Annotated in this window: 23 protein-coding genes; 10 read left to right on the forward strand and 13 right to left on the reverse strand. The window is 60.8% G+C overall.

The window, feature by feature from the left end; translation table 11 throughout:
- Positions 1 to 6 precede the first annotated feature (6 nt).
- The 10 genes from ACP15V_RS04115 to ACP15V_RS04160 all read right to left on the reverse strand — a co-directional run bounded on the left by ACP15V_RS04115 (position 7) and on the right by ACP15V_RS04160 (position 6,070).
- A complete protein-coding gene (locus ACP15V_RS04115; protein WP_424942402.1) occupies positions 7 to 702 on the reverse strand; it encodes a L,D-transpeptidase in 696 nt (231 codons plus the stop codon).
- A 95-nt stretch (positions 703 to 797) separates the two neighbouring features.
- Positions 798 to 1,091, reverse strand: a complete 294-nt coding sequence (locus ACP15V_RS04120; RefSeq protein ID WP_424942403.1) for a hypothetical protein — start codon at positions 1,089 to 1,091, stop codon at positions 798 to 800.
- Positions 1,091 to 1,426 carry a zinc ribbon domain-containing protein YjdM gene (locus ACP15V_RS04125; RefSeq protein WP_424942721.1) on the reverse strand — a complete coding sequence of 112 codons (336 nt, stop codon included), beginning with the start codon at positions 1,424 to 1,426 and terminating at the stop codon, positions 1,091 to 1,093. Before ACP15V_RS04125 ends, ACP15V_RS04120 begins: the two co-directional genes overlap by 1 nt.
- Positions 1,427 to 1,521: 95 nt before the next feature.
- Positions 1,522 to 1,818, reverse strand: coding sequence for a 50S ribosomal protein L23 (locus ACP15V_RS04130; RefSeq protein WP_173485858.1), 297 nt, complete (start codon positions 1,816 to 1,818; stop codon positions 1,522 to 1,524).
- Positions 1,815 to 2,432, reverse strand: a complete 618-nt coding sequence (gene rplD / locus ACP15V_RS04135) for a 50S ribosomal protein L4 (RefSeq protein WP_259776484.1) — start codon at positions 2,430 to 2,432, stop codon at positions 1,815 to 1,817. Before rplD ends, ACP15V_RS04130 begins: the two co-directional genes overlap by 4 nt.
- On the reverse strand, positions 2,429 to 3,154 hold the full coding sequence (rplC, locus tag ACP15V_RS04140; protein ID WP_424942404.1) for a 50S ribosomal protein L3: 726 nt from the start codon (positions 3,152 to 3,154) through the stop codon (positions 2,429 to 2,431). Before rplC ends, rplD begins: the two co-directional genes overlap by 4 nt.
- Before the next feature lie 14 nt (positions 3,155 to 3,168).
- Positions 3,169 to 3,477 (reverse strand): 30S ribosomal protein S10, encoded by a 309-nt coding sequence (gene rpsJ / locus ACP15V_RS04145; protein WP_271052936.1) that lies wholly within the window; start codon positions 3,475 to 3,477, stop codon positions 3,169 to 3,171.
- Between the two features lie 267 nt (positions 3,478 to 3,744).
- Positions 3,745 to 3,957, reverse strand: coding sequence for a hypothetical protein (locus tag ACP15V_RS04150; protein WP_424942405.1), 213 nt, complete (start codon positions 3,955 to 3,957; stop codon positions 3,745 to 3,747).
- A gap of 240 nt (positions 3,958 to 4,197) precedes the next feature.
- Positions 4,198 to 5,001: a hypothetical protein gene (locus ACP15V_RS04155; protein ID WP_424942406.1), complete on the reverse strand. Its 804-nt coding sequence runs from the start codon at positions 4,999 to 5,001 to the stop codon at positions 4,198 to 4,200.
- Positions 4,982 to 6,070: a GSCFA domain-containing protein gene (locus ACP15V_RS04160; protein WP_424942407.1), complete on the reverse strand. Its 1,089-nt coding sequence runs from the start codon at positions 6,068 to 6,070 to the stop codon at positions 4,982 to 4,984. Before ACP15V_RS04160 ends, ACP15V_RS04155 begins: the two co-directional genes overlap by 20 nt.
- Positions 6,071 to 6,353: 283 nt before the next feature.
- Here ACP15V_RS04160 and ACP15V_RS04165 point away from each other — a divergent pair, with 283 nt between their 5' ends.
- The 4 genes from ACP15V_RS04165 (at position 6,354) to ACP15V_RS04180 (ending at position 12,813) form a co-directional block, all read left to right on the forward strand.
- The gene (locus ACP15V_RS04165) at positions 6,354 to 7,148 is read left to right on the forward strand and encodes a uracil-DNA glycosylase (RefSeq protein WP_424942408.1); all 795 of its coding nucleotides are present in this window, start codon (positions 6,354 to 6,356) and stop codon (positions 7,146 to 7,148) included.
- A 93-nt stretch (positions 7,149 to 7,241) separates the two neighbouring features.
- Complete coding sequence (gene moaB / locus ACP15V_RS04170) at positions 7,242 to 7,793, forward strand: molybdenum cofactor biosynthesis protein B (RefSeq protein ID WP_424942409.1); 552 nt, start codon at positions 7,242 to 7,244, stop codon at positions 7,791 to 7,793.
- Positions 7,794 to 8,019: 226 nt separating this feature from the next.
- Positions 8,020 to 9,471: an efflux RND transporter periplasmic adaptor subunit gene (locus ACP15V_RS04175; RefSeq protein WP_424942410.1), complete on the forward strand. Its 1,452-nt coding sequence runs from the start codon at positions 8,020 to 8,022 to the stop codon at positions 9,469 to 9,471.
- A gap of 3 nt (positions 9,472 to 9,474) precedes the next feature.
- On the forward strand, positions 9,475 to 12,813 hold the full coding sequence (locus tag ACP15V_RS04180) for an efflux RND transporter permease subunit (protein WP_424942411.1): 3,339 nt from the start codon (positions 9,475 to 9,477) through the stop codon (positions 12,811 to 12,813).
- 350 nt (positions 12,814 to 13,163) lie between these two features.
- Here ACP15V_RS04180 and ACP15V_RS04185 read toward each other — a convergent pair whose 3' ends face one another.
- Both ACP15V_RS04185 and greA read right to left on the reverse strand, forming a co-directional pair.
- On the reverse strand, positions 13,164 to 14,204 hold the full coding sequence (locus ACP15V_RS04185; protein WP_424942412.1) for a hypothetical protein: 1,041 nt from the start codon (positions 14,202 to 14,204) through the stop codon (positions 13,164 to 13,166).
- 38 nt (positions 14,205 to 14,242) lie between these two features.
- On the reverse strand, positions 14,243 to 14,713 hold the full coding sequence (gene greA, locus ACP15V_RS04190; protein WP_424942413.1) for a transcription elongation factor GreA: 471 nt from the start codon (positions 14,711 to 14,713) through the stop codon (positions 14,243 to 14,245).
- 391 nt (positions 14,714 to 15,104) lie between these two features.
- On the opposite strand from greA, the gene ACP15V_RS04195 reads away from it, so the two are divergent.
- The 3 genes from ACP15V_RS04195 (at position 15,105) to ACP15V_RS04205 (ending at position 19,471) form a co-directional block, all read left to right on the forward strand.
- The gene (locus ACP15V_RS04195; protein ID WP_424942414.1) at positions 15,105 to 16,757 is read left to right on the forward strand and encodes an electron transfer flavoprotein-ubiquinone oxidoreductase; all 1,653 of its coding nucleotides are present in this window, start codon (positions 15,105 to 15,107) and stop codon (positions 16,755 to 16,757) included.
- Between the two features lie 136 nt (positions 16,758 to 16,893).
- The gene (locus ACP15V_RS04200; RefSeq protein WP_424942415.1) at positions 16,894 to 18,624 is read left to right on the forward strand and encodes a tetratricopeptide repeat protein; all 1,731 of its coding nucleotides are present in this window, start codon (positions 16,894 to 16,896) and stop codon (positions 18,622 to 18,624) included.
- Positions 18,625 to 18,649: 25 nt separating this feature from the next.
- Complete coding sequence (locus ACP15V_RS04205; RefSeq protein ID WP_424942722.1) at positions 18,650 to 19,471, forward strand: 4-(cytidine 5'-diphospho)-2-C-methyl-D-erythritol kinase; 822 nt, start codon at positions 18,650 to 18,652, stop codon at positions 19,469 to 19,471.
- Between the two features lie 234 nt (positions 19,472 to 19,705).
- Here the strand turns inward: ACP15V_RS04205 and ACP15V_RS04210 are convergent, their stop codons facing one another.
- Complete coding sequence (locus tag ACP15V_RS04210; protein ID WP_424942723.1) at positions 19,706 to 20,698, reverse strand: polyprenyl synthetase family protein; 993 nt, start codon at positions 20,696 to 20,698, stop codon at positions 19,706 to 19,708.
- A gap of 62 nt (positions 20,699 to 20,760) precedes the next feature.
- On the opposite strand from ACP15V_RS04210, the gene ACP15V_RS04215 reads away from it, so the two are divergent.
- The 3 genes from ACP15V_RS04215 to ACP15V_RS04225 all read left to right on the forward strand — a co-directional run bounded on the left by ACP15V_RS04215 (position 20,761) and on the right by ACP15V_RS04225 (position 22,039).
- Entirely contained in the window at positions 20,761 to 20,976 is a 216-nt protein-coding gene (locus ACP15V_RS04215) for a DUF2007 domain-containing protein (RefSeq protein WP_424942416.1), read from the forward strand.
- A gap of 13 nt (positions 20,977 to 20,989) precedes the next feature.
- The gene (locus ACP15V_RS04220) at positions 20,990 to 21,742 is read left to right on the forward strand and encodes a tRNA1(Val) (adenine(37)-N6)-methyltransferase (RefSeq protein WP_424942417.1); all 753 of its coding nucleotides are present in this window, start codon (positions 20,990 to 20,992) and stop codon (positions 21,740 to 21,742) included.
- Positions 21,743 to 21,871: 129 nt separating this feature from the next.
- Positions 21,872 to 22,039, forward strand: coding sequence for a YdcH family protein (locus ACP15V_RS04225; RefSeq protein WP_424942418.1), 168 nt, complete (start codon positions 21,872 to 21,874; stop codon positions 22,037 to 22,039).
- Positions 22,040 to 22,048 lie beyond the last annotated feature (9 nt).

The raw sequence follows: 22,048 nt of genomic DNA on the forward strand, positions 1-22,048 counted from the left end.
GCGGTGTCAGCTTTGCGCCGTCACCCCCTCAGCCGGGTAAAGATGCGCGGTCACGCCGGTGTTCACCTGGTCGTAAAGCCCGATGATATGGGCCATCACCATCCGCACGCAGCCAGAGCTGGCGCGCGTGCCGATGGACCGCGGCGCGGGCGATCCGTGAATGCGCAGATAGGTGTCGCGCTTTCCAGCGTAAAGATAGAGCGCGCGCGATCCCAGCGGGTTGCGAGGGCCTCCGTCCTGACCATCTTCGTATTTCTTGTACTTATGCGGTTCACGCTCGATCATATCCTTGGTCGGCGTCCAGGTCGGCCATTTGGTTTTGCGCCCGATGGTGTAAACGCCGGGTTCATATAACCCATCGCGCCCAATCGCTACGCCATAGCGCATCGCGGTGCCGTCACCACGGATGTGGTAAAGATAGCGCGCCACCGCATCCACATGGATGTCGCCCGGCGTCAGCCCATCCCGCGCCTCAACCACTTGCGGCAGAAGACGCGGATGCAGCCCCCATGGGTTCGATGTGGCCGGGTCATAATTGGCGGGCGTGACCCGCGCATCATAAGACGCCCATTTTGCGGGGTCCGAGACCGGGCGCCGTTTGGGTTTCTCGGCCTCTTGCGCCAAAACCGGGCTGACCGCGCCGACGATGGGGGCGGAGAACAGGGCGGTAGAGGTCATTACAAAATGGCGGCGGGTCAACATGGCAGGCTCCTCGTCACGAAATGCAGATGTGATCTAAGGGGATATTGTTAAGCTATTTCACGCAAATGACGAGTCAAAATACTGTGGGTGGGGGTTCAGGCCCCGACAAAGCTTTTGTAGATCACATAGAACGCCCGAAACGAGGTCAGAAAGCTGACATTGCCGGCAAGAACCAGTGTTGCAAGGTTCAACACAGCGATCACCGCATAGGCCATGCGCAACAGCTGGGCTTTCCAGATCCGGTGGATGTTGCCCATCAGGATCAACGCTGCAAATGTGAGCGCCACCGGCAGGGTCCAGAATATGTCGGGCAACAGGGCCTGCAACGCGGTCAGCACCAGCGACAGGCCGACATTCAGGACCAGAAAGATAATCAGCTCTTTTTTCATCACGCTTTGCGCACAAACTGCGACTTCAGGCCCATCTTGCCAATGCCGGGGATCTTACAGTCGATGTCGTGATCCCCGTCGACCAGACGGATGCCGCGCACCTTGGTGCCGACCTTGACGGTCAGCGACGATCCCTTGACCTTCAGATCCTTGATCACGGTGACGGTGTCGCCATCGACCAGCACATTACCCACGCTGTCACGGATTTCCGATCCGGCCTCGTCAGTGTCATCGGGTGACCATTCATGGGCGCATTCGGCACAGACCAGAAGCGCGTCCATTTCATAGGTGAGTTCAGAGGCACAGGCGGGGCATGGGGGCAAAGTATCAGACATAAGGCGCATATAAGCATCCCTACCCCGACGCACCAGCCCCAATGAAAAAGGCCCCCGCGTTTGCGAGGGCCTTTCTCAATGCATAAGCCTTACAATCAGAGCCCGGTGGACACGTCGATTGCGTTGCCCTCTTCCAGGGTCACATAGGCTTTCTTGACGTCTTTACGCTTACCGATCTGACCACGGAAGCGTTTGACTTTCCCCTTGGTGATCGTCGTGTTCACGGCTTTCACCTTCACGTCGAACAGAGTTTCAACGGCTTCTTTGATCGACGGTTTGTTCGCATCGATTGCCACTTCGAAAACATAAGCACCGTTTTCCGATGCGAGGGTTGCTTTCTCGGTGATGATCGGCTTGCGGATCACGTCGTAGAGTTCTGCTTTAGCGGTCATTTCAGGCGAGCCTCCAGAGCTTCGACCCCTGCTTTGGTGATCACCAGGGTGTCACGCTTCAGGATGTCATAGACGTTGGCGCCAATGGTCGGCAGGATGTCCAGGCCTTCGATGTTCTTTGCAGCGCGTGCAAAGTTCTCGTTCACCTCGGCACCGTCGATCACCAGAGCACGTTTCCAGCCCAGGTCCTTGACCTGTTTGGCCAGGGCGGCGGTCTTGCCTTCCGAAGCGGCTTCGTCGATCACAACCAGTTCACCAGCTTTCAGCTTGGCGGACAGGGCGTGCTTCAGACCCAGCTTGCGGAATTTCTTCGGCAGGTCGTGGCCGTGCGAACGTGGCGTCGGACCTTTGTAGATACCACCTTTGCGGAAGATCGGCGCGTTACGGTCACCGTGGCGGGCGCCGCCGGTGCCTTTTTGGCGATAGATCTTCTTGGTCGAATAGGAGGTTTCCGAGCGGGTCTTCACCTTGTGGGTGCCTTGCTGCGCATTGTTGCGCTGCCAGCGAACCACGCGGTGCAGGATGTCCGCACGCGGCTCCAGACCAAAGAGGGCTTCGTCCAGTTCAACCGAACCGGCTTTGCCGCCATCGAGTTTGATCACGTCAAGTTTCATGCTTCACCACCTTCCGCGGGGGCTTCTTCAGCCGGGGCTTCAGTAGCAGCCGATTTCAGAGCCGTCGGGAACGGGACGTTCTCGGGCAGCTTCTTTTTCACGGCGTCTTTCACGGTGACCCAGCCACCCTTCGAGCCGGGCACAGCGCCCTTGATGAACACCAGGCCACGGTCGGCATCGGTCTTCACGACTTCGAGGTTTTGAGTGGTCACACGAACCGACCCCATGTGGCCGGCCATTTTCTTGCCTTTGAACACGCGGCCCGGGTCTTGACACTGACCGGTCGAACCGTGCGAACGGTGGCTGATCGACACACCGTGGGTGGCGCGCAGGCCGCCGAAGTTGTGACGCTTCATGGCACCGGCAAAACCTTTACCGATCGAGGTACCGGCAACGTCCACCTTCTGACCTTCAACAAAGTGTTCAGCCGAGATTTCGGCGCCCACTTCGATCAGGTTTTCGGCAGGCACGCGGAACTCAACCAGCTTACGCTTGGGGGCCACGCCAGCTTTGGCGAAGACACCGCGCATCGGCTTGGATACACGTTTTGCTTTTGCGTCCCCGGCACCCAGTTGAACGGCGGTATACCCGTCGGTCTCTTCGGTGCGTTGGGCCACAACTTGCAGATTGTCCAGCGAAAGAACGGTGACAGGGATCTGTTTACCGTCTTCCATGAAAAGGCGGGTCATGCCGACCTTTTTTGCGATTACACCAGAGCGCATCTGAGATACCCTCCTTAAACCGAGATCTGGACGTCAACACCAGCAGCCAGGTCGAGCTTCATCAGCGCGTCCACGGTCTGCGGGGTCGGGTCTACGATGTCGAGAAGACGCTTGTGCGTACGGATCTCAAACTGATCGCGGGATTTCTTGTCGATGTGAGGTCCACGCAGAACGGTGAATTTCTCAATCTTGTTCGGCAGCGGAATGGGGCCGCGAACGTCTGCACCCGTGCGTTTGGCGGTGTTGACGATTTCTTGTGTGGAGGCATCCAGCACGCGATAGTCAAACGCCTTAAGACGGATACGAATGTTTTGACTGGTCATAGCATTCGCCCTTTCAGGCAAAGAGTTGATAGGACGACAGGTGGCTCATTCCCCCTGCCCTCGTCGAACCCAAAGCGAATTTAAGGGAGTTCTCAGCGCACCATCAGGCAAAACCGAATCTTCCCCATTGCAAATTCACAATGCGAACCCGCGCGATATACGGGGGAATGGGGGATGTGGCAAGGGGGATGCCACGAAAAAGGAAATCTATAGGAGACATTTTCAGGCGCGAACGGGCGGAGCCATTGTCACTTACAGAAATATGCCTCAGGAAAGCGTAGCATACACAAGATAAAGATTTGCAATCGTAGCGATCGTCACAATGATTGTCGCGACTGTAACAACCCAAATCAATCCAATCATCTTCCTGTTAAGGCGTGATAATTCGCGGTTTCGAAGCTCATCATATAAGAAACCGATGCCAACTACAGTGTTCTGGCTATGGGCATCAATTTTAGCAACCAACTCTGCGTCAGACATCTGCTGTAGTTCATTTAATTTCGGTGCAATCATTACAAGCCTCAATCCTCAACTTCATTGAATGGTTGGCTACGGTATCATCTAATAGTCTACCCGGCACGTGCGCAGCACGGGCCACGCCCGACCCTCCCCACGGGAGGGCGTCTTGCAAGGGATCAACACACGATACGTTTTAGCCTAAGGGCCGTGTGCACCCCGAATAGATCGTGACAAACGCCCACCCAGGGTCGGGCGTGGCCCTCACGCTGCCCTCTCCTCTCTAAGCGCCGCAAACGCGTCCGACCCGAAAAATGCATCCAAGATCAGCCGCGCATAGGCCGGGTTCTTGTGGGAAAAATCGGCGTCGTCTGCGGCACCTTCGACAACATAATCAGGGTGCGAGAAGCCCCCTTCGGTCACGGTCTCTTCGGGCTGTTCAAACAACCCAATGCCCGCCGCATCCAGCCGCCTGCGCAGCCCGGCCCAGATCTCGGCCCGTGTTTCGGCGGTGGCCTGCCGCATCAGATCGTTGTCCACCATGCGATAGCTGCGATCCACGCCCGCGTTCAGGAAGCTGGCGGGGGTAAACCCCACCACCGGGGTGCCGCGCCGCCTTAACATCATCGCCATGCGTGCCGCGCGGCAGCTTGTGACAAAGCGTTCGGTCATCACGTCGCGCAGCGCGCTTGATACAAAGCGCGTAGGGTCCAGAACCCCCGGCAACATCGCCTCGAAATAGGTCACAGACCGCAGCCGCGCGCCGGTAAAAAGCACCGCGTCATAATCCTCGGCGGTGATTTCATCCTTGCCGTCGGTTGCAATCAGCCCACCGCTTTCCGCCAGTTTGCGGTCTGGTCGGATCACCCCGCCCCCATAGCCGATCTTGCGAAATTCCGGCCCGCTTGCGCCATAAAAGCTGATCTTCACATCCGGCCCGGCGTCATAGCCTTCATCCACGGCCTTTTTGAACGCGGCCAGATGGCTGTCGCCGATCAGGCAGACGCGGATCGGGGGGTGGGCAGATTTGGGCGACGTGCTTTTGGGTTTACTTTTTGCCGAAGGCATCGAGCATCTCCTCTTCGCATTTCACCGCCTCAGTCCCTGATGTTGCGGGCCCGGATGCGCCTGCCGCGTCCGGTTTTCTCGCCCCCTTCGGTTTGCCCGCTGGTTTCACCTTGCCAAAGATCCGTTCCTGATCGCTAAAGAAGGTCTTCATCACGAAACCCACCCCTTCCGGCACCACCGAACGCTTGTTGGGCGCGTAAAACTGCCCGCCAAAGGCCGCATTGGTGATGATCTCGTAGGACGGGAAGTAATCCACGTGGTCAAACTGCGCCGCCATGGCCCCCGCCACGGCCCGCAGGATGGATTTGGAATGGGTGGTGGCCACAAGAACATGGTCGCCAGTGGCGGTGGCGGTCAGCGGCACGGGCGAGACCGTCAGAAGGATGCGGATGTCCGGGTTTTCTTCCGTGATCAGACGGATCGCCGCGCGCATGTCACGCTGGATATGGTCGTAATCCTGATTTTCGAACTGGTCACGCCCGGGATCAAATTTGCCCGCCATCGTGCCGGGGCAGATCGCATATTCAAACCCGCCCTCCACGTTTTGCCAGCTTTCGGTCAGCCCCATGGTGAAAACGAAAACGCCCGCCTCTTTCACCGCACGGCGGATCGCATGACAGGTCACCGCGCGCGAGGCGTGCAGTTCTTCGGGTGACGCAAAACCGTTTGGTTCAATCGCCGGGCGCAGCGGGTCATAAAACCGCCCGTCCTTTTCCCAGACATCGTCAATCGGGTCGCGTTTTTCAAAGGCCAGTTCCAGCCACTGAAGCAGGATGCGGGCGGTATAGATATTGCCGGTGCGGAAGCTGAAGATCCCGTAATTATACGCCGCCTCATCCTCGGGCTTCAAAAGCGCCGGTGCCGGTTCGGCGTTCAGCCAGGTATAGCCCCGGGCCACCAGGGCGCGGCTGAAATGCTGGGCGAAACACGACCCCGCCGTCACAATGTGATCTTCCGGCTTCACCTGAAACTTCGGGGCCCAAAGCGTGTCGATATGCAACGGATGGCGTTCGGCCACCGCAGAGCGCCAGAACGCCTGGGGTGGCAGGTCTTTATAGGGATGGGCCATTGGCGGACTGTCCTGATTTCAAAAACTGCTCATCCCAATCTTCGCAAACCAGGCCAGAGTTGCAAGGGGCATGTCTGTGCAGCCTTCCCCGCACGGTGGTTTTTTTCAATTCTCCGGCGACCTATCCAGCGGCCTATTGGAACGAGGGGGCAGCCCAAAAACCAGAATACTAGTTTTCTAGTTTTCTGGTTTTGTTAAGGATCCGTTCATAATAAGCCAGCCCCTTGTTACGATCCGGCGTGCTCTATTGTCCTCGCCGCCGCCGCCGCCTACCCTGCCCGTCATGGAATCACCCGCGCTCTCTGATCTCGACTGGCACATCGCCCGTGCCCATCTCGACTGGCAGGTCGAATTGGGGGTGTCCGATGCGATTTGCGATGCGCCGATCAACCGGTATGAGCTCGAGGCGACCAAGCCCAAAGCCGCCCCCAAACCACAGTCCTCACTGCCTGCGCGCGAGGTCGAGCCTGAGGTCGACTATGTGGCCCTGGCGAAAGAGCAGGCCGCGCGGGCGCAGGATCTGGACGCGTTGAAAGCCGCGCTTGAGGCATTTGAAGGCTGCGAGCTGAAGAAAGGCGCGCGCAATACCGTGCTGGCCGATGGCACCCCCGCGGCCCGCGTGATGATCATCGGCGAGGCCCCGGGTCGGGACGAGGACATTCAGGGCAAACCTTTTGTGGGGCGCGCGGGGCAACTGCTTGATCGGATGTTTGCCGCCATCAATCTGGGGCGCGCAGCACCGCTGTCGAAAGACGCGATCTATATCACCAATGTGATGCCCTGGCGCCCGCCGCAAAACCGCGAGCCGACACCGCAGGAAATGGCGATGATGGTGCCGTTTCTGGAACGCCATGTGCAGCTGGTTGCGCCCGACGTGATTGTGCTGATGGGCAATACGCCCTGTCAGGCGGTGCTGGGCAAGCGCGGCATCACAAGGATGCGCGGCTCATGGGACGAGGCGTGGCACAAGCCGGTCTTGCCCATGTTTCACCCCGCTTACCTGCTGCGCAACCCGGCTGCCAAACGCGAGGCCTGGGCGGATTTGCTGAGCTTGCAGGGCAAACTGCGCAGCCTCTGATTACTGTCTTTTCTTCGCCCTCTTGATCCACGTCAGCGACGGCGCGATATGTTCGGGGCAGAACCGCATGACACGTTGCGAAAGGCCACCCCCATGTCCCACATCCCCGCCAATAACACCCGCGAGTTCATCCCGGTGCGCATCGCGATCCTGACCGTCAGCGACACGCGCAGCATCGACGAAGACCGTTCCGGGGACACGCTGGTCAAGCGGCTGGAAAAGGCCGGGCATCAGCTCGCGGATCGCAAGATCATCCGTGACGAACGTGGCGAGATCGCAGATCAGCTGCGCGCCTGGTCGCTCGACCCCGAGATTGACGTGATCATTTCCACCGGCGGCACCGGCCTGACCGGGCGTGACGTGACGGTTGAGGCGCATCGCGATGTCTATGAGAAAGAAATCGAAGCTTTCGGCACCGTGTTCACCATGATCTCAGTGCAGAAAATCGGCACCTCCGCCGTGCAATCGCGCGCCACCGGCGGCGTGGCCAATGGCACCTATCTGTTTGCCCTGCCCGGCTCCACCGGCGCCTGCAAAGACGCCTGGGACGAGATCCTCGAAGCGCAGCTGGATTACCGCCATCACCCCTGCAATTTCGTCGAAATCTTCCCGCGTCTGGACGAACACAAGAAACGCAAGAAATAGGCGGCCGCCACCTGCTGTCTTTGGGTCATCTTTGGTCGGCAAATATCCCCGCCGGAGGCACTCCCTCACAACCAGCACATTCATCCGGAACGCAGCGCCCCCGCCGCAGAAAAAGTGACGGAAATCACCGACCTGCGCGTATCACCTCCAAGACATGTGACCATCCGCACCTTGCCACCGGCCAAAAGCCGGGCAAGATGGGGGCAGATGAAACGGAGTGACCTTCATGCGTTTTCTTGGCCGCAGCCTGACCGGGCTGTTCCTTCTTGCCGCCACTTTGGGCCTTCTGGCGCTGGCCGGGTTGCAGATCTCCTCCGCCATACAGGCGCGGGCCGATCGTGAAAACGCCCAACCGCGCGGGCGCGAACGGTTGTTTTCGGCGAATGTGATCCCCTATCAGGCCGGGCGCGACGTGCCGATCCTGACGGTCCATGGCGAATTGGCCGCGCGGCGCGTGCTGGACCTGCGCCCCCTGGCAGGCGGCACCGTGGTCGAAATGACCGAGGCCTTTGAAACTGGCGCGCGGGTGACCGAAGGCCAGCTTTTGTTGCGCATCGACCCAACCGATTTCCTGCGCGCGCGCGAATTGGCCGAAACCGATCTGACCCAGGCCGAGGCCGAGCTGCGCGATGCCAAGGCGGCGCTGGATCTGGCCCGCGATGATCTGACCAACGCCCAGCGGCAGGCGGATCTGCGCGAGGCCGCGCTGACCCGGCAACAGAACCTGGTGTCGCGCCGGGTCGGCACCGAGGCCGCCGTGGAAACCGCATCGCTGGCCGCGGCCGCGGCGCAACAGGCGGTGTTGTCGAAACGTCAATCCGTGATCACCGCCGAGGCGCGCGTGTCCACCGCCGAGGCCGCGCTCACCCGTCGCAAAATCCAGTTGGATGAAGCACAGCGGCGGCTGGAAGAAACCGAGATCCACGCCGAGATCTCCGGCACGCTGGCTGATGTCTCCGCGCTGATCGGCGGGGTCGTCACCGCGAATGAGAAACTTGCCCGGATCATTGACCCAACCTCGCTTGAGGTCAGCTTTCGTCTGTCGAACGCGCAATATGCGCGCCTTCTGGATGAGGCCGGGGATTTGCCGCCCTTGCCGCTTAAAGTATCGCTGGACAGCGGCGCCGTGGCGCTGACCGCCGACGGGCAGATCAGCCGCGAGAGCGCGAATGTCGGCGAAGGACAGACCGGGCGTCTGATCTTTGCCACGCTAGACCGCGCCAAGGGCCTGCGCCCCGGCGATTTCGTCAAGGTCGAGATTGCCGAGCCCGCGCTTGCGGATGTGGCCCGCCTGCCCGCCTCCAGCCTGGGCGCAAATGGCACATTGCTGGTGCTGGGCGAAAACGACCGGCTGGAGGAACATCCCGCCACGCTTTTGCGCCGCCAGGGCGACGATATTCTGGTGCGCGCCGAGGGGCTTGATCGGCGCGAGGTTGTGGCCGAACGCAGCCCCACATTGGGTGCGGGCATTCGCGTGAAGCCGCTACGCCCCGGCGGGGCCGCTGAGGCGGCGGAGCTGGTCGAGCTGAGCCGCGCACAGCAAGACGCGATCCGCAGCTTTGTTGAAACCAGCGAGAAGATGCCGGAGGACGCCAAGGCGCGTATTCTGAAACAGGTCGAGGCGGGCAAGATGCCGGCCCAGACGCTCGCACGCCTGCAATCGCGGATGGGGAGCTGACCCATGCGTGACACGCCCGCTCCGGCCACCAGCATCCTGTCTTATTTCACCCGCCACGCGACCTTGGCAAACCTGCTTCTCGTGATCCTCGTGGCGCTAGGCCTTCTGGCCTATCCCAACATGCGGGCGCAGTTTTTCCCCGATGTGGTGGTGGAAAGCGTGAGCGTGAATGTCGGCTGGGACGGCGCCGGGGCCGAGGATGTGGACGAAGGGATTGTCCAGGTGCTTGAACCCGCGCTTTTGGCGGTGGACGGGGTGGAAAGCGTGACCAGCCGCGCCACCGAAGGCCGCGCGCGGATCGAGATGGAGTTTGAACCCGGCTGGGATGTCTCGGTCGCAGCGGACGATGTGCAGACTGCGGTGGACGGGGCGACCGACCTGCCCGAAGACGCAGACGCGCCCACGGTGCGGCGCGGCGTGTGGCGCGATAGCGTGACCGACATTGTGATCACTGGCCCGGTGGGCATTGATCAGCTGGGGCGGTTTGCGGATGAAATGGTGGTGCGCCTGTTTGATCGCGGTGTGACGCGCACGACCATTCGCGGCATTGTTGCCCCGGAGACCCTGATCGAAGTGCCGTCCATATCGCTTATTCGTCACGACGTGACCATGGCCGGGATCGCCAGTGCCATTGCCGAAGAGGTGTCAACCGACCCGGCGGGGGATGTGTCGTCGGGGGCGGCGCGGGTGCGCACGGGGGTTGCCAAACGATCCGCCGACCAGATCGAAGCGATTGTGCTGCGCACCCACGCGGACGGGTCCACCCTGACGGTGGGTGATGTGGCCCGCGTGTTGGTGCGCGGGGTGGATCGCGACCGGTCCTATTTCGTGGGCGATGCGCCTGCGGTGGCGCTGAACGTGTCACGTTCGGCCGCGGGCGACGCGATTGCGTTGCAGGAAGAGGTGGAAACGGTGCGTGCCGAGATGCTGCAGACCTTGCCTGACGGGGTTGAGATCACCCTGATGCGCACGCGGTCAGAGCTGATCACGGCACGGATTTCCATGTTGATGGAAAATGGCGCGATGGGGTTAGGGCTGGTGTTGATCCTGCTCTTTCTGTTCCTCAACACCCGCACCGCGCTTTGGGTCGCGGCGGGCATTCCGGTGGCAATGCTGACCGCGATTTTCCTGATGTATATGGCGGGGCTGACAATCAACATGATCTCGCTTTTTGCGCTGATCATCACGCTGGGGATCGTGGTGGATGACGCGATTGTGGTGGGGGAACACGCCGATTTCCGCGCGCGCCGGTTGGGGGAAAGCCCGGTCGAGGCGGCGGAAAACGCAGCGCGACGGATGTTTCCGCCGGTGTTTTCCGCAACCATGACCACGGTCATCGCCTTTTTTGGCCTGACGGCGATTGGCGGGCGGTTTGGTGACCTGATCATCACAATCCCCTTCACGGTGATTGTGGTGCTGATTGCATCCCTGGTCGAATGCTTCCTGATCCTGCCCCACCACATGTCCCACGCGTTGACGCACACCGCGAAGGAACATTGGTATGACTGGCCGTCCCGTCAGGTGAACCGGGGGTTTCGCTGGGTGCGTGACCACGCCTTCCGCCCGCTGATGGGCTGGGTGATCTGGGCGCGATACCCGGTGATGGCGGCAACCATCCTGCTTTTGGCCAGCCAGGCGGCGGTGTTCATTCGCGGCGACCTGACCTTTCGGTTTTTCAACGCGCCAGAGCGCAGCACCATCACCGCCAACTTTGCCATGCTGTCGGGCGCCACACGCGACGACACCACCGAGATGATGCGCTTTGTGCAAGACGCGACCGACCGCACCGCTCAGGCGTTTCGCGACGAATATGGAATGGAGCCGCTGACCGTGGCACTGGCCCAGATCGGCGGCAATTCCGGGCGCGGCCTGTCCGGCGTAGACAGCAAGGACACCGACCTTCTGGGCGCCGTGATCATGGAGCTGATCGACGCGGATCTGCGCCCCTATGCAGTCAGCGATTTTGTCACCGCGCTGCAAGACAATGTGACCCGCCACCCGATGCTGGAAACCCTCAGCTTCCGGGGCTCGCGCTATGGCCCGGGCGGCGACAGTCTGGATGTGGAGCTTTATGGCGCGGATGCCGACACGCTGAAAGCCGCCGCCGAGGCGTTGAAACATCAGCTGGAACGGTATCCAGAAGTGTCCGCTCTGGAAGACAGCATGGCCTATGACAAGGACGAGCTGATCCTGGATCTCACCCCGCAAGGCCAGGCCCTGGGGTTCACCATTGACGGGTTGGGGCGGGTGTTGCGCGCCCGGCTGAACGGGATCGAGGCTGCCACCTACCCCGATGGCACCCGCACCGCGGCGATCCGGGTGGAACTGCCCGAAGGTGAGCTGACCGCCGATTTCCTTGACCACACGCAGATGCGCACTGCGGCCGGGGCATATGTGCCACTGTCCGACATCGTATCGGTGCAAACGCGCACCGGGTTTTCATCGGTCGAACGGGAAAACGGCATCCGCCTGATCAATGTGACCGGCGAGCTGGATGAAAGTGATCCGGCGCGCGCCGAGGAGATTTCGCGCACGCTGGAAGACGAGCTTTTACCGGCCTTGAGCGAACAGTTTTCGGTGGCGTTCAAACTGGGTGGGCTGAGCGAACAGCAGGACGAGTTTCTGGCCGATGCGCGGATCGGTCTGGTGCTGGTGCTTTTGGGCATCTACCTGACCCTGTCCTGGATCTTCTCCAGCTGGACCCGGCCCATTGTGGTGATGGCGATCATCCCGTTTGGGCTGGTGGGGGCCATTATCGGCCATGTGCAATGGGGCGTGCCGCTGAGCATGTTTTCGGTTGTCGGGTTGATCGGCATGACCGGGATCATCATCAATGACAGCATTGTTCTGGTCACCACCATCGACGATTACGCCCGGGATCGGGGGCTGGTGCCCGCGATCATCGACGGGGCGGCGGACCGGCTGCGTGCGGTGATGTTGACCACGGCGACCACGGTGTTGGGGCTGGCGCCGCTGCTGTATGAGACCTCGCGCCAGGCGCAGTTCCTGAAGCCGACGGTGATCACGCTGACCTATGGCCTTGGTTTCGGAATGATCCTGGTGCTTCTGGTGGTGCCGGCGTTGGTGGCGATGCAGTCGGATGTGGGCCGCATGGTGGCCTCGCTCAGCCGGCTTTGGCGCGCGCGCCACCACAAGGCGGTGCGCAAGGTGATGGGTGTCATGGCAACTGTGGTCGCGCTGATGATCGGTGCAGCGATCGGCGCCGCCTTGTTGTTCGGCGCCACCCCACTGGCGGTCGGCGCCTTTATCGCCAGCGCGCTGGTCATCACGCTGGTCGTGACCATCGGAACTTTTGTCGCCTGGCACCCAACCGGCAGCTAACCCTCTTATTTTCTAATCATAAATATCCCGGGGTTCGAGGGCTCCCCGGAAACAGGCTGGGGGTCTGTTTCGCCCGATGAACGGGCGGAGCCCAGCCCCGTAGGGGCAACGGGGCGGCACCCCAGCCGAGCGGAGCGAGGCCAGGCCCAAGCCTGTCGACCGAAGGGAGAAAAGGCGCGGGAGCGCTTTCGCTGACGCTCAAGCGCGCTGTCGGTGGCTCACGTTGTGAGGCTTTTTTCAGTGCGCCGCTGCGCGTCGCGACCAAGGGGCGCTGCCCCTCGCGAGGCAAGCTCGCTCACCCCGGGATATTTGTGACCAAAAAATGAGGGGAAGCGCGTCAGTCGGCCGTGTCAGTCAAACGTACCGGTTACGCGCCCCAAAAGCATGAAGGCACGGGCGGTGCGGGTGTCGGATAGTTCAGCAATGTCAGCGTCCGATGCGTTTTGTTCAAACTCTACAAAGATCCGGTCAAATTTGCGCAAGAAGTGGTGGGCCGCGTCACGAAAGATCGGGTCTTGCCGCATCCGCCCGGCGGTGAGCGCGAGGGAGGACCGATCCCGCACGCCCCCAAGGGCCGCCACTGTACGGCCACGTTCCCCCACGGCAAACTTGCGCCAGACTTCGGGTTTGGCGCGGTCCGGGCGCAGGTCATCCATATAGATCCCGTCCTGAGACAGGAGCGTCAGCACGTCCTGCGCGGCCTGCACGAGGCCCGACACCTGCCGGTCGGAAAGCGCGCGGCGCAGGGCGCGGAACCCTTCGGCGTCATTTTCGTTTTCCGGGAAATGCAGGGCGCGGATGAAATCTTCGATCGACAGGGGCGGCGTCATGTCCTCGGGCGGCGTGCCCAGCGCGAGGCTGGCCTGATCTTCGGGCACCGGCGTGTCGCTGCCCGGCACCATTGCGGGGGTCGCGGCCGGGTCGGTCTTGATCCCGCCGGGCCGGATTGAGGTGAACGTGGCCAATGCTGTTTCGGTCTTTTTGCTGACCTCGGCGATTTCCTCGATCTTCTTTTCCATCTGCGAGGGGTGTTTCACACCGCCCACCTGCTGTTGCAGATAGCTGTGGCGTATCCCGTCGATGGCCGCCTGCAACCGTGCGCTTTCCTCGCGCATGATGCGGGCAGAACGCATCGCGGCGACAGCCACCCAGATCAGGGCCACCGGCATGAACACCGCCAGGAGGGTCATGACAAAGCGCAGGGGATCAGATCCGCCTGCCGCCCCGCCGCCCAGCACGATGAAGAAGGCTGCGCAGGCGAACAGCCACACCGCCGATATGGCAAGGCCAATCACCTCGCCCGCACTCAGCGATGTGGGTTCAGGCGCAGGCAGCGGGCGCGGAACGTTGTGCTCCACCCGTTTTACACCTGGCTGTTGTTGCGTCCCCATGCCCTCACCCCTGACATTTGCCTGACCCTGTCACACGGTCAGATATACTCGATCTTCAGGATTTCATAGGCGCGTTCCCCACCCGGGGTGCGCACTTCGATACTGTCGCCTTCTTCCTTGCCGATCAGGGCGCGGGCTAGGGGCGATTTGATATTAAGCTTGCCGCGTTCCAGATCCGATTCCGGTTCGCCGACGATTTGATAGGTCTTTTCCTCGTCGGTGTCTTCGTCGACCAGGGTCACCGTGGCGGCGAACTTGATGGTGCCGGACATGCCCGCCGGGTCGATCACCTCGGCCAGTGACAGGATGCTTTCGATTTCCTTGATCCGGCCCTCGATAAAGCCCTGCTTTTCGCGCGCCGAATGGTATTCGGCATTTTCCTTCAGATCGCCCAATTCACGCGCCGAGGCGATCGCCTCGATGATTGCGGGGCGTTCGACGGTCTTGAGTTGTTTCAATTCCTCACTCAGCGCGGTATGGCCCGCGCGGGTCAGCGGTATCTTTTCCATGAAGTCTTACTGGTCCTGTTCATCCCGGCATCGTGCCGGGGTAGTCGTGTCATAAGATATAGATGCAACGCGCCAGTTGGGGCGCTGGGTCGGACATCAAAGAATAGCAAAAACAGATGGTTTGCAATGCCCTTGTTCCTTAGCCGGCCATTGCTGCGGCATGTCGCCCGGTGCCGCGGATCGAATCTGGTTCTGCACCACAGCTGTCCATTCTGCATTGCAGCAGCGCGGAAAAGCCGCGTTGACGGGAAACGCGCGGATGACAGCGCAAACAATACCAAAAAACCGTCAGATAAGTCGCAAACGTCCGGAATGACGCCGTGTAGCGATTGACCCTGCCGGGGTGGCGGGCTAACGATCTTGCCGAAACGGTCACTCCGGGGAAAAGATTATGAGCGAGATTGAACGCGAAAGCATGGAATACGATGTGGTCATCGTGGGCGCTGGTCCCGCTGGTCTGTCGGCCGCCATCCGTTTGAAACAGCTGAACGCCGACCTGGAGGTCGTGGTTCTGGAAAAAGGCTCGGAAGTGGGCGCGCATATCCTGTCGGGGGCTGTGCTGGATCCCTGTGGGCTGGATAAGCTGATCCCGGATTGGAAGGAAAAAGGCGCGCCGCTCAATGTGCCGGTGAAGGAAGACAACTTCCTGATGCTTGGGCCGGCAGGGTCGGTGCGCCTGCCCAACTGGCCGATGCCGAAGCTGATGGACAACCACGGCAATTACATCGTGTCGATGGCCAATGTCTGCCGCTGGATGGCGGAACAGGCCGAAGAGCTGGGTGTGGAAATCTTCCCCGGCATGGCGGCGTCTGAACTGGTGTACGGTGAAAACGGCGAAGTCAAAGGCGTGGTGGCCGGTGTGTTTGGTCTGGAAGAAGACGGATCTTACGGCCCCAACACCGAGCCGGGCATGGAGCTGCACGGCAAATACGTGTTCATCTCCGAAGGCGTGCGCGGGTCGCTGGCGAAAGAGATTATCGGCAAATATGACCTGCAGGCCGGGCGCGACGTGCAGAAATTCGGCGTCGGCATGAAAGAGATCTGGGAGATCAAGCCGGAGAACCACAAGGAAGGCACCGTGACCCACACGATGGGTTGGCCGCTGGGGTCCAACGCCGGGGGGGGCTCGTTCCTCTATCATCTGGACAACAACCAAGTTTACGTGGGCTTTGTGGTGCACCTGAACTACAAAAACCCGCACCTCTACCCCTATATGGAATTCCAGCGTTTCAAACATCACCCCGAGATCGCCAAGGTTCTGGAAGGCGGCAAACGCATCGCATACGGTGCCCGCGCAATTTCCGAAGGCGGCTATCAGTCGATGCCGAAATCGGTCTTCCCGGGCGGCGCGCTGCTGGGCTGTTCCGTAGGCCTGGTCAACGTGCCGCGCATCAAGGGCAACCACAACGCCATGTTGTCGGGCATTGCCGCGGCTGAGGCGGCTGCGAAAGCGATTGCCGCGGATCGTTCCGGCGACGAGCTGGCCGATTACGAGATCGAGCTGCGCAATGGCGAGATCGCCAAGGACCTGAAAAAGGTGCGCAACGTCAAACCGATCTGGTCGAAATGGGGCCTGACCGCGTCGTTGATGCTGGGTGGTCTGGACATGTGGACCAACTCGCTCTTTGGCTTCTCGTTCTTTGGCACGGTCAAGCACGGCAAAACCGATGCCGAAGCCACCGAGGATGCGTCGAAGCACAAGGAAATCGACTATCCGAAACCCGATGGCACCCTGTCCTTTGACCGCCTGACCAATGTCAGCTTCGCGGCCACCAACCATGAGGAAAGCCAGCCCTGCCACCTGCGTCTGGCCAACCCCGAGACACCCATTCAGGTGAACCTGCCGAAATATGCAGAACCCGCCCAGCGGTATTGCCCGGCTGGTGTGTATGAGGTGATCGAGGAAGAGGGCACCGAGCCGCGTTTTGTCGTGAACTTCCAAAACTGCGTGCACTGCAAGACCTGCGACATCAAGGACCCGAGCCAGAACATCACCTGGACGGTGCCGCAAGGTGGTGACGGGCCGAACTACGGCAATATGTAAATCACCCGGGTCGGCAATAAATGACCTAAATGACCTATATGTGAGGGGCTGCAGCTACGGCCCCTCATTGTTTTTATGCAGTGGCCTCGGTAGGGTCGGGCCAACCGCTTCGAGCCAACAAGAAAGAGAGAAGCCCTTGCGCGTTTCCCGAGCTGTCCCCCTGCGTTTTGCCAAGCTGGCCCCGCTTGCCCTGGCCCTGTCCTTCAGCACCGCCCTTGCCCCCGCCGCACAGGCCGATAGCGGGCTTGGCCCCTATCTGGCGACCCGTCTGGCGGATTACCAAAGCGACTTTGAGGCGACGCTGGAATATGGCACGCGTGCCATCGCCGAAGACCCGGAAAACGCGGGCATCCTGGAAGGGGTGACCATCGCACAGCTGGTGCTCCATCCCCTTGAAGACGCAGCCCCCTATGCCCGCCGGTTGGAAGCGCTGACCCCGGAGAACCGGGTGGCCCGCCTTGTGTTGCTGGGCGAGGCCCTGGGCCAGGAAAACTGGGAGGGCGCGCTGGAGCTTTTGGAGCAGGGCGTGTCTGTTGGCCCGCTGATGACCGATATGCTAAGCGCCTGGGCAGAACTGGGGCGCGGGCGCATGTCGCAGGCCCTGTCGATCTATGACGAGCTGGCCAAGGACGAGGAAAGCAAAGGATTTGCGCTTTTTCAAAAGGCGCTGGCGACGGCCCATGTGGGGGATTTCGAAACGGCTGCCGGTTTGCTGGCGGACCAGCTTGCCGAATTTCGCCTGAACCGGCGGGGCGTGATCGCTTATGCTCAGATCCTCAGCCAGTTAGAGCGGTTTGACGAGGCGATTGCCCTGATCGAAGAGGCCACCGGTGGCATGCCCGACGAGGAGATGACGGCGCTTATCGACAAATTAAAAGCGCAAGAGCCCCTGCCCTTCACCGCAATCACCTCTGCCCGCGACGGCGCGGCAGAGCTGTTTTACATGATCGCAGAAAACCTCTCGATCGATACGGGGCATTCCACGGTATTGATCTATTCGCGCATCGCCGAACATCTGGCCCCGCAAATGCACGCGGCCACATTGTTGACCGCGCAGCTGCATGAAGAACTGCGCCAGTATGATCTGGCCGTTGCCGCCTATGCGCGCATTCCGCAAGACAGCGAGATCTACCTGCAAGCCGCGCTTGGCCGGGCCATTGCGCTCAACAATTCGGACCGCCGTGACGAAGCGATTGGCGAGCTGCGCGCCCTGTCCGCCCAATATCCGGACCGCGCCCGGATCCCGACCCTGCTGGGGGAGTTCCTGTCGCGACAAGACCGCTTTGCCGAAGCGCGGGATGCGTTTGATCACGCGGTGTCCCTGTTTCAGGGCGAGGTCGAGACCCAATGGCGGGTCTATTTCCAACGTGCCATCGTGCTGACCAAGCTGGATGACTGGCCCGCGGCAGAGGCCGATTTCCGCAAGGCGCTGGAACTCAGCCCCGAGCAGCCCAATGTGCTGAACTATCTGGGCTACAGCCTGGTGGAGCGGCGCGAAAAGCTGGACGAGGCGCTGGACATGATCGAACGGGCCGTCGCCGCGCGCCCTGACAGCGGATATATCACGGACAGTCTCGGTTGGGTCTATTACCGGTTGGGGCGCTATGACGAAGCGGTCGAACAGATGGAACGCGCGGTGGAGCTGTTGCCCATCGACCCGATCCTCAACGACCATCTGGGCGACACCTATTGGGCCGTGGGGCGCAAGCGCGAGGCCGAGTTCCAGTGGAAACGTTCGCTGAGTTTCGTCGTTGATGACACGGATCTGGAAGAGCTGAACCCGGATCGGATCCGCCGCAAGTTGGAAGTTGGTCTGGATCAGGTTCTGGAAGAAGAAGGGGCTGAGCCGCTGCACGGGGCCGAGTGAGAGGATGGATCTGAACAGCCTGCAGATCAGCAAGATCTTTGCCCCGGCCAAAGTGAACCTGACCCTGCACATCACCGGGCAACGCCGCGATGGCTATCACCTGCTGGACAGTCTGGTGGTGTTTGCGGATGTGGGCGACCGGATTTCGATCCGGCCTGCTGCCGCCAACAGGCTTGAGGTGATTGGCCCCCGCGCCGCGGGGGTGCCGGTGGACGGATCAAACCTCGTCTGCAAGGCCGCGGATCTTTATGGGGTGCCGGTCGAGATCACCCTGTCCAAACACCTGCCCGCGATGGCCGGGATTGGCGGCGGCAGTTCGGATGCGGCGGCCACGGTGCTGGCGCTGGCGGATCTGACCGGAGACACGCGCCTGCCGGATGTGACCGGATTGGGCGCGGATGTGCGGGTTTGCCTGATGCGGCAGGCAGCGCGGATGCGCGGCATTGGCGAGGATGTGATGCCTATCGAGGGGATCCCGCCGCTCTTTGCCGTGCTGGCCAATCCCGGTGTAGAGGTCCCCACACCCGCGATTTTCAACGCGCTGGACCGCAAAGACAATGCGCCCATGCCCAAGGCATTGCCACGCTGGAAAACCGCACGCGTGCTGATCGACTGGCTCGCAACCCAGCGCAACGACCTGGAAGCCCCCGCAATTGCCAACGCGCCAGTGATTGCGGATGTGCTGGAACAGCTTGCCGCCCTGCCCGGCGCGGGTCTGGCCCGCATGTCCGGATCCGGGGCCACCTGTTTTGCGCTGTTTGACAGTCGCGAGACTGCGGAGAAGGCCGCAGAGCAACTGCGCGCCGCGTATCCCGATTGGTGGATCGAGGCCTGCGCTCTGTCGTAACTTCAGAGGGGGCGCTGCCCCCGGCTTCGCCTCCCCCGGGATATTTGGAACAAGAAAAAAGCCGCAACGTTTTATTAACCAAACATTGCCATTTTCAATATGCGGTACAGGCGGGGACGCCGATGACCGCACAAGGAAAAAGCGTCACGCTTTGAAAAGAGAGGGTACCCCCCTCTCTTTTTTCTTGTTCCAGATATCCCTGCCGGAGGCATGGGGCGTCAGCCCCAACCAGCGTTAATTCACCCGCGCCACCACGTAATCGGCAATGTCGATCAGCATGTCGCGGATCGGATCTTCGGGCAGTTTCGCCATGGCGGATTTGGCTTTTTCGGCCCAGGCCAGCGCCTCTTGCCGGGTCTCTTCCAGCGCGTCGTGCTTGTTCAAAAGCTCCAGCGCGTGGTCCAGATCGCCTTCTTCCTGACGGCCTTTTTCGATGGTACGGGTCCAAAAGGCGCGCTCGTTATCATCGCCTTTGGCCACGGCCTTGATCAGCGGGAGGGTCAGTTTGCGTTCGCGGAAATCGTCGCCGATGTTCTTGCCCGTGGCATCCCCGCCCCAGTAATCCAGCAGGTCATCGACGATCTGGAACGAAATGCCCAGCGCATCACCGTAGTCGTAAAGCGCCTGCACATGGACGGGGTCTGCATCAGCAATCACGCCGCCCACTTCGGTCGCGGCGGAAAACAGCGCCGCTGTCTTGCCGCGCACCACCTGCAGATAGATGCTTTCATCGGTGTTCAGATCCTGCGCGGCGGTCAGTTGCAGCACTTCGCCTTCGGCGATGGTGGCCGAGGCGTTGGACAGGATGCGCAGCACGTCGATCGAGCCGGTTTCGGTCATCAACTGGAACGAACGCGAAAAGAGATAATCACCGACCAGCACGCTGGACTTGTTGTCCCACAGAAGGTTGGCCGTGGGACGGCCACGTCGTTGCGCGCTTTCATCCACCACATCGTCATGCAGCAGGGTCGCGGTGTGAATGAATTCGACCGTCGCGGCCAGATGCACATGATACGGCCCGTCATACCCACACAGCCGCGCGGCGGCCAGGGTCAGCATCGGGCGCAGGCGTTTGCCGCCAGCGTCGACCAGATGGGCGGTGACCTCGGGGATGCGCGGGGCGTGTTTTGACGCCATACGGGTGCGAATCAGCGTGTTCACCGCATCCATTTCTGCGGCCAGATGAGCGCCCAGGCGTTCATGCGGCTTGTAACTTGCGTCTTTCATCTTGCTCACGTTCCCGTCACATGGCTCGACAAACCCACCGGTCTGCCCTTAAGTCTCTGACTATGAAAGAGCTTATCCGAACCACAGACCCAACCATGATCCCGTTTATAACAGCCCTTCTTGAGGGCGAGGGTATATCCTTATTTGTCATGGACGTCCATATGAGCGCGCTTGAGGGATCAATAGGAATTTTACCTCGTCGCTTTATGGTCCGCGATCAGGATCTGTTCCGCGCGCAGGCTATCTTGCGCGACAATGATATTGATATAGAAGGTTAACGGGATGAGTGTAATGCAAATGGGATTGAGCGACGATAAGTTTTTGGGCGGACAGTTGACCCTGACGCAACCGATCAACGGCTACCGGGCCGGGGTGGATCCGGTGTTTCTGGCCGCATCGATTCAGGCCCATGCAGGGGAATCGGTTCTGGACCTGGGATGTGGCGCCGGGGCGGCGGCGCTTTGCCTTGGCACCCGCGTTGACGGGCTGCGTCTGGTGGGGGTGGAACGACAATCTCAATATGCGGAGCTGGCTCATCAAAATGCCGAAAACAATGGGATTTCCTTTGACGTGCATGAAGGGGACGTTGCAGACCTGCCCAGCGAGGTGCGCGATGAAACCTTTGATCACGTGATCATGAACCCGCCTTATTATCTGCGTGATCGTGGCACTGCGTCCCCCGATGCGATGCGTGAAGGTGCCTTGGGGGAGGATGTGCCGCTGGCCACCTGGATCGATCAGGCGACGCGACGGGTGAAACCACGGGGCTATATCACCATGATCCAGAAGGCCGAACGCCTGCCGGAGATCATGGACGCCCTGGATGACCGGCTTGGCTCCGTGCTTGTGAAACCACTTTGTCCACGCATTGGCCGCGTGACCAGCCTGATCATTGTGCAAGCCCGCAAAGGCGGCCGCGGCGCGTTTCGACTGGCTGCGCCGTTGATTTTGCACGAAGGGCCACAACATGTAGGGGACGTAGAGCATTACACCCCCGAAGTTTCGGCCATCCTGCGCGATGGCAGCGCCCTACCGCTTTGGTGACACTCCACCTGGCGGGTTAACAATATTTCGCGACGGGCAGAATTATGCCAAGAATTGCAACCAATTCGTGACAAGCCCGTAATTTTGTGCTGCACTCGGGGGGTAATCACGTTTCAAAGGAGGATCGCCATGAGCGTCAGTTCGCATGTGGAAGAGTTGCGTCGCAAACATCAGACCCTGGAAGGGAAGGTTGAGGCAGCACAACGGTCGCCGGGCGCCAGCGATCAGGAAATCACCGAACTGAAAAAGCAGAAACTGAAGATCAAGGAAGAGATTGCGCGGCTCGAAAGCGCCTAACTCAACTTG

Source organism: Aliiroseovarius crassostreae (assembly GCF_049803815.1).
GTDB classification, from domain to species: Bacteria; Pseudomonadota; Alphaproteobacteria; order Rhodobacterales; family Rhodobacteraceae; genus Aliiroseovarius; species Aliiroseovarius crassostreae_A.